Consider the following 4,958-nt stretch of genomic DNA (forward strand, 5'->3'; position numbering starts at 1 on the left):
CGGCCACGATCACGCTGCTGCGGCGGGTTTGCTGGCGGAAGGTGGCGGGATCGCAGGGTTTGAGCTCGAACATCCGGGTCAGGTCTCGGGAAGGGGGCGGGGCGGCATCTTCTCACGGTTCACGCAATCAAGTTGAACGATGGCTCGTGGCAGTTTCTCTAAACCTGTGTAGACCCACTGAGGTGAACCATCATGAGTGAATACAAGCAGCCGCCGCCAGGCACGCCCAATCCTGACCGCACACCCGGTGAAGAGGAGCGCGACAACGATGCGTTGCGCCCCAACGACCCGGCGGAGCGTCAGGACAATGCCGACAATGATGTGGAGCGGGTCGAAGAAGACCTGGAAACCCTCCACGACAAAGCCCGCCCGCTGTAAGCAAGGAGATCGCCGTGAATAATCCCCCGACAGGCCCGCGCTCCGACGAACATGCCAGCGGCAAGGATGAATTGGGCTTTGACCCGGACTCCCCGGATGTGGCCGACCCGCAGGTCGACCCCATCGGCCCGGCTATCGCCCCGCTGGACAAAAAAGACCAGGACGAGGCAGAAAAAAAGCCGCCCCACGATCCGTTGGGCGACTTTAAGAAGTGAAGCAAGCCCCGCCATTGTGCGGGGCTTGTGTTTATTTGGGGGCGATCCAGGTGACCTCGGTAATCCCGAACTTCTCCGCCCAGGGCCGGGTGGTTTTCTTCACTTGCTCGTGGCCCACACGGCCGATGCGGCTGACGTGTGCGATGTCGGCATCAACGGCCGCCCAATGCCAGGCTTCGGCGTTGTTCATCACTTCGGCGCGCACCACAAATGTTTTCGGTTGACCGTGCAGTTGATAGTTAATGGTGTAGATTTTTGCGGTACTCATGTTGCCTCCCTGTCTTGTTATAGATGGATAGGTTGGCGTTCAAAAAGGTTCATTCAAAATGACAAATCCCGCGCTTGCGCGGCATAGTGTCGCTCTTGTCCCGCGCTCAAGGATCGCGCCATGCCCAGCCTCTCTGACAGCCCTCTGACCCACCTCCAGGTGTACCTGCAACGCCTTGGCTACGACTCGCCGCCGCCGCCCACCCTGCAAACCCTGCAGGAACTGCAGTTGCGTCACGTGTGCACCTTCGCATTCGAGAGCCTGTCGACTTTATTGCACGCGCCGGTGCCCATCGACTTGCCGAGTGTCGAGCAAAAAGTGCTGGTCGACGGGCGCGGCGGATACTGTTTTGAGCTCAATAGCCTGTTTCTGGCCCTGTTGCAGACGTTGGGCTTCGATGCCCGCGGTCTCACCGGCTGGGTGGTGATGGGCGGGCCGCCGGATGCCCGCACCGGCCGCACCCATCGGCTGAGCCTGGTGACGCTGGACGGCGTGCGCTATATCACCGACGTCGGCTTTGGCGGCATGGTGCCAAGCAGCCCGCTGCAACTCGACACTGAGGCAACCCAGGCGACGGCCCACGAACCGTATCGGCTGACCTTCAATGACGGCACCTACACCTTGTGGGCCCAGGTGGGCGAGGAGTGGCGGGGCTTGTATGTGTTCGACCTGCAGCCGCAGGCCGCTATCGATTACGAAATCGGCAATTGGTATGTGTCCACGCACCCGGCTTCACCCTTCGTCGGCCAACTGAAGGCGGCGCTGCTGGCACCGGGCAAGCGTCACACCTTGAATAACGCCCATTATGCGATTCACTATCTGGACCGCCCGAGTGAAAAGCGTGCCCTTGAGAGTGCCGATGAGCTGGCGGGTTTGCTCAGCGACACACTGGGCATTCGTCTGCCGGAGCATCCGTTGCTTCGCGAGACCCTGAGTGGCTTGATACTCGCAAAACCCTGATGTAAGGCGCCGTATTCAGCGGCGCCTGCCGGGCCTGTCCGCCCAAGCCCCCTTTGTGTCCCCCAAAACCCTCAACGCCGCGCCTTCTCTGTCTTAGTGTGGAAACACGCTTTCACATCATAAGAAGAGAGGGTGGCCATGCGCCGCATCCTGTTTTTGTCCGTACTGCTCGGCCTGCTCACGGCCTGTGACAACACGCCCAAACCGCCCTCCGAACGTGCCACTGCGGCCACCGCCATGCCTGCTGATCCGGCACTGGCCCAGGTCTACGACACCAGCTGCAAGCTGTGCCACGCCAACCCTGCGTCCGGCGCGCCGCTGAGCGGTGATCGCGCTGCATGGCGCCCGCGAGTCGCGCAGGGCGCCGACACGCTGCTGGACCACAGCATCAACGGCTACAACGGCATGCCGCCCATGGGCCTGTGTATGCAGTGTTCCGAAGAGCAGTTCCTGGGGCTGATCAGCTTTATGGCCGGTGTTGAACTCCCACAATAAGAAGAGGTGGTGGATGGCGCTTTCACGGCGGCAACTCTTGCAACGTTCGGCGCTGGCCGGGGCCTTCCTGGCCGTGTCGGGGAACCCGGTGTTGGCGCAACTGGTGCGCGCCCCCAGGCTGATCCCTTGGCGTAATTGGTCGGGGGCGCAGACGTGCCTGCCGTTGGCGCGTTTGGCCCCCAAGGATCTGGATGAATTGGTGCAGGTGATTCGCCAGGCGCCGGGCCAGATTCGGCCGGTCGGCTCCGCGCATTCCTTCAGCGCGCTGGTGCCCACCGACGGTACGTTGCTGTCCTTGAGTTACTTCAACGGTCTGCTCGATCACGACGCGGCGACCTTGCAAGCCACCTTCGCCGCCGGCACGCCGATGTCGCGCATGGGCCCGGCGCTCAAGGCCGTTGGCCAAGCCTTGCCGAACATGGCGGACATCGATTACCAGACCCTCGCAGGGGCGATTTCTACCTCCACTCACGGCACGGGCGTGGGCTTCACCTCGTATTCCGCCTGCGTGACCGGTTTGCAACTGGTGACCGCCCAGGGCGAGGTGCTGGACTGCGACGCGCAGCGTCACCCCGACGTCTTCAGCGCCGCCCGCGTGTCCCTCGGCGCGCTGGGTGTGGCCACGCAAATTCGCTCGCAGAACCGCGCACCGTATCGCCTGCGTGAGCGCCAGTGGATCGCCAAGACCGAAGATCTGCTGGAGGACGTCGACAAGAACACACGGGAAAACCAGCACTGGGAAATGCTGGTGGTGACTCACTCCGACTACGCGCTGTCCATCGCCCTCAACGAAACCACCGACCCGGAAACACCCGCGGTCGACCCGGCGGAGGCGGGTGGCAATGAGTTTGTGTCGATCATCGAAAAGCTCGACAAATACGGCAGTGATTTTCCCGGCACCCGGCGCACTTTGCTCAACAGCCTGCGCTTTTTTGCGAGCTTTGAAGATCGCGTCGCCGAGTCCTTCCAGGTCTACGCCAATGTGCGCAATGTGCGCTTCAACGAGATGGAATATTCGGTGCCCGCCGAGCACGGCCCGGCGTGCCTGCGGGAAATTCTCAAGCTGATCACCAACAAGGACCTGCGCACCTGGTTTCCCATTGAGTACCGCTACGTCAAGGCCGATGACATTCCGTTGAGCATGTTCGAAGGCCGCGACAGTTGTTCGATCTCGGTCCACCAGCACTACGCGATGGACCATCACAATTTCTTCGCCGCGGTGGAGCCGATCTTCTGGAAGTACGCCGGGCGCCCGCACTGGGGCAAATTGCACACCCTGAACGCGCGCACGTTGCAGCCGTTGTACCCGCGCTGGGATGAATTCACCCGCGTGCGCCGCGAGCTGGACCCGAGCGGAAAATTTCTCAATGCACACTTGTCATCGATCCTGGGAGTGGCCTGATGAACCGCCGACATTTTGTTCTGGGCACTGGCGCGGTGCTGGCCGCCGGCGCCTGGCTGCTGCGCCCGAGTGATCACGGCGGCCCCTACACCGAATACTTCCGAGCCCTGAATGCCGAGCTCAAAGCCCATGGGCCGATGCGTCCGGTGATGCTGATCGACCTCGACCGCCTGGATCACAATATCGACGTGGTGATGCAGTCGGTGCAGCGCGGCGGCAAGCATTTGCGGTTGGTGGAGAAGTCTCTGCCGTCGCCGGGGTTGCTCGCCTATATCGCCAAACGCGCGGGTACGCAGCGATTGATGTCATTTCATCAGCCGTTTTTGAACCACGATGCCCAGGTGTTTCCCGACGCCGACATCTTGATCGGCAAGCCGTTGCCGGTGCGCTCGGCCGAGGTGTTTTATCAAACGCATAAAGGGCCGTTTGACCCGTCGCGCCAATTGCAGTGGCTGCTGGATACGCCTGTGCGGTTGCAGCAATACCTTGCGCTGGCACAGGGGCTGGGTACGCGGTTGCGAGTCAATATTGAGTTGGATGTGGGGTTGCATCGCGGCGGTGTCAGCGATAACGCGGTGTTGGGGCAGATGCTCACGCTGATCATGGCTAACCCACAACATCTGGCGTTTGCCGGGTTTATGGGTTACGACCCGTTTGTGGGCATGGGCGTGCCGGGCATTCTTGGCTCGCCCCAGGCGTTGTTTGATCAGGTGATGCAGCGTTACAACGGGTATGTGGATTTCACCCGTCAGCGCTTTGCCGGGTTATGGCGTGAAGGGTTGACGCTGAATACCGCCGGCAGCCCGAGTTATCGGATTCACGAGCAGGAGCGGTTGAGCACGGAGGTGTCGGTGGGGACTGCGTTGCTCAAGCCGACCCATTACGATCTGCCGTCGCTCAGTGAGCATGTGCCGGCGGCGTTTATTGCCACGCCGGTGTTGAAAAGCACGGGGCCGGTGGACATTCCGGCGCTGGATGGCAAGTCGCGGGTGTTTTCGTGGTGGGACCCGAACCAGCGTGGGACGTTCTTTATTTATGGCGGTAACTGGATGGCGGAATTTGAGTCGCCCCAAGGGCTGCAGAGTAATGAGCTGTATGGGCGCAGTTCCAACCAGGAGATGGTGAATGGTTCGCCTGCGGTGGGGTTGAGGGTTGAGGATCAGGTGTTTTTGCGGCCGACTCAGAGTGAGTTTGTGTTGTTGCAGTTTGGGGATTTGCTGGCGGTTCGGGGGGGGAGGAT

At 61.4% G+C, this 4,958-nt stretch carries 7 protein-coding genes and 1 pseudogene; 6 read left to right on the forward strand and 2 right to left on the reverse strand.

Annotation, left to right across the window (positions count from 1 at the left end; genetic code table 11):
* Positions 1 to 73, reverse strand: a pseudogene (locus WBB95_RS20380) (DUF3087 domain-containing protein); the annotation flags it as partial.
* 119 nt (positions 74 to 192) lie between these two features.
* On the opposite strand from WBB95_RS20380, the gene WBB95_RS20385 reads away from it, so the two are divergent.
* Both WBB95_RS20385 and WBB95_RS20390 read left to right on the forward strand, forming a co-directional pair.
* Positions 193 to 378: a hypothetical protein gene (locus WBB95_RS20385; RefSeq protein WP_424489221.1), complete on the forward strand. Its 186-nt coding sequence runs from the start codon at positions 193 to 195 to the stop codon at positions 376 to 378.
* 14 nt (positions 379 to 392) lie between these two features.
* Positions 393 to 593 carry a DUF6021 family protein gene (locus WBB95_RS20390; RefSeq protein ID WP_424489222.1) on the forward strand — a complete coding sequence of 67 codons (201 nt, stop codon included), beginning with the start codon at positions 393 to 395 and terminating at the stop codon, positions 591 to 593.
* 31 nt (positions 594 to 624) lie between these two features.
* Here the strand turns inward: WBB95_RS20390 and WBB95_RS20395 are convergent, their stop codons facing one another.
* A complete protein-coding gene (locus tag WBB95_RS20395) occupies positions 625 to 861 on the reverse strand; it encodes a DUF6555 family protein (RefSeq protein ID WP_424489223.1) in 237 nt (78 codons plus the stop codon).
* Between the two features lie 120 nt (positions 862 to 981).
* Between WBB95_RS20395 and WBB95_RS20400 the strand changes: the two genes are divergently transcribed.
* The 4 genes from WBB95_RS20400 to WBB95_RS20415 form a co-directional block, all read left to right on the forward strand.
* Positions 982 to 1,821, forward strand: coding sequence for an arylamine N-acetyltransferase family protein (locus WBB95_RS20400; RefSeq protein WP_424489224.1), 840 nt, complete (start codon positions 982 to 984; stop codon positions 1,819 to 1,821).
* A gap of 138 nt (positions 1,822 to 1,959) precedes the next feature.
* Complete coding sequence (locus tag WBB95_RS20405; RefSeq protein WP_424489225.1) at positions 1,960 to 2,316, forward strand: c-type cytochrome; 357 nt, start codon at positions 1,960 to 1,962, stop codon at positions 2,314 to 2,316.
* Positions 2,317 to 2,389: 73 nt separating this feature from the next.
* Entirely contained in the window at positions 2,390 to 3,718 is a 1,329-nt protein-coding gene (locus WBB95_RS20410; RefSeq protein WP_424489226.1) for a D-arabinono-1,4-lactone oxidase, read from the forward strand.
* Between the two features lie 59 nt (positions 3,719 to 3,777).
* On the forward strand, positions 3,778 to 4,958 hold a 1,181-nt coding region (locus WBB95_RS20415), incomplete at its 3' end, for a DSD1 family PLP-dependent enzyme (RefSeq protein WP_424489227.1).

The organism is Pseudomonas sp. (assembly GCF_049645325.1).
GTDB lineage: Bacteria > Pseudomonadota > Gammaproteobacteria > Pseudomonadales > Pseudomonadaceae > Aquipseudomonas.

Excerpts from the sequence above, each read along its gene's own strand:
- WBB95_RS20385 (WP_424489221.1), top strand. The coding sequence starts at position 193 with ATGAGTGAATACAAGCAGCCGCCGCCAGGCACGCCCAATCCTGACCGC.
- WBB95_RS20395 (WP_424489223.1), bottom strand. The coding sequence starts at position 861 with ATGAGTACCGCAAAAATCTACACCATTAACTATCAACTGCACGGTCAA.
- WBB95_RS20405 (WP_424489225.1), top strand. The coding sequence starts at position 1,960 with ATGCGCCGCATCCTGTTTTTGTCCGTACTGCTCGGCCTGCTCACGGCC.
- WBB95_RS20400 (WP_424489224.1), top strand. The coding sequence starts at position 982 with ATGCCCAGCCTCTCTGACAGCCCTCTGACCCACCTCCAGGTGTACCTG.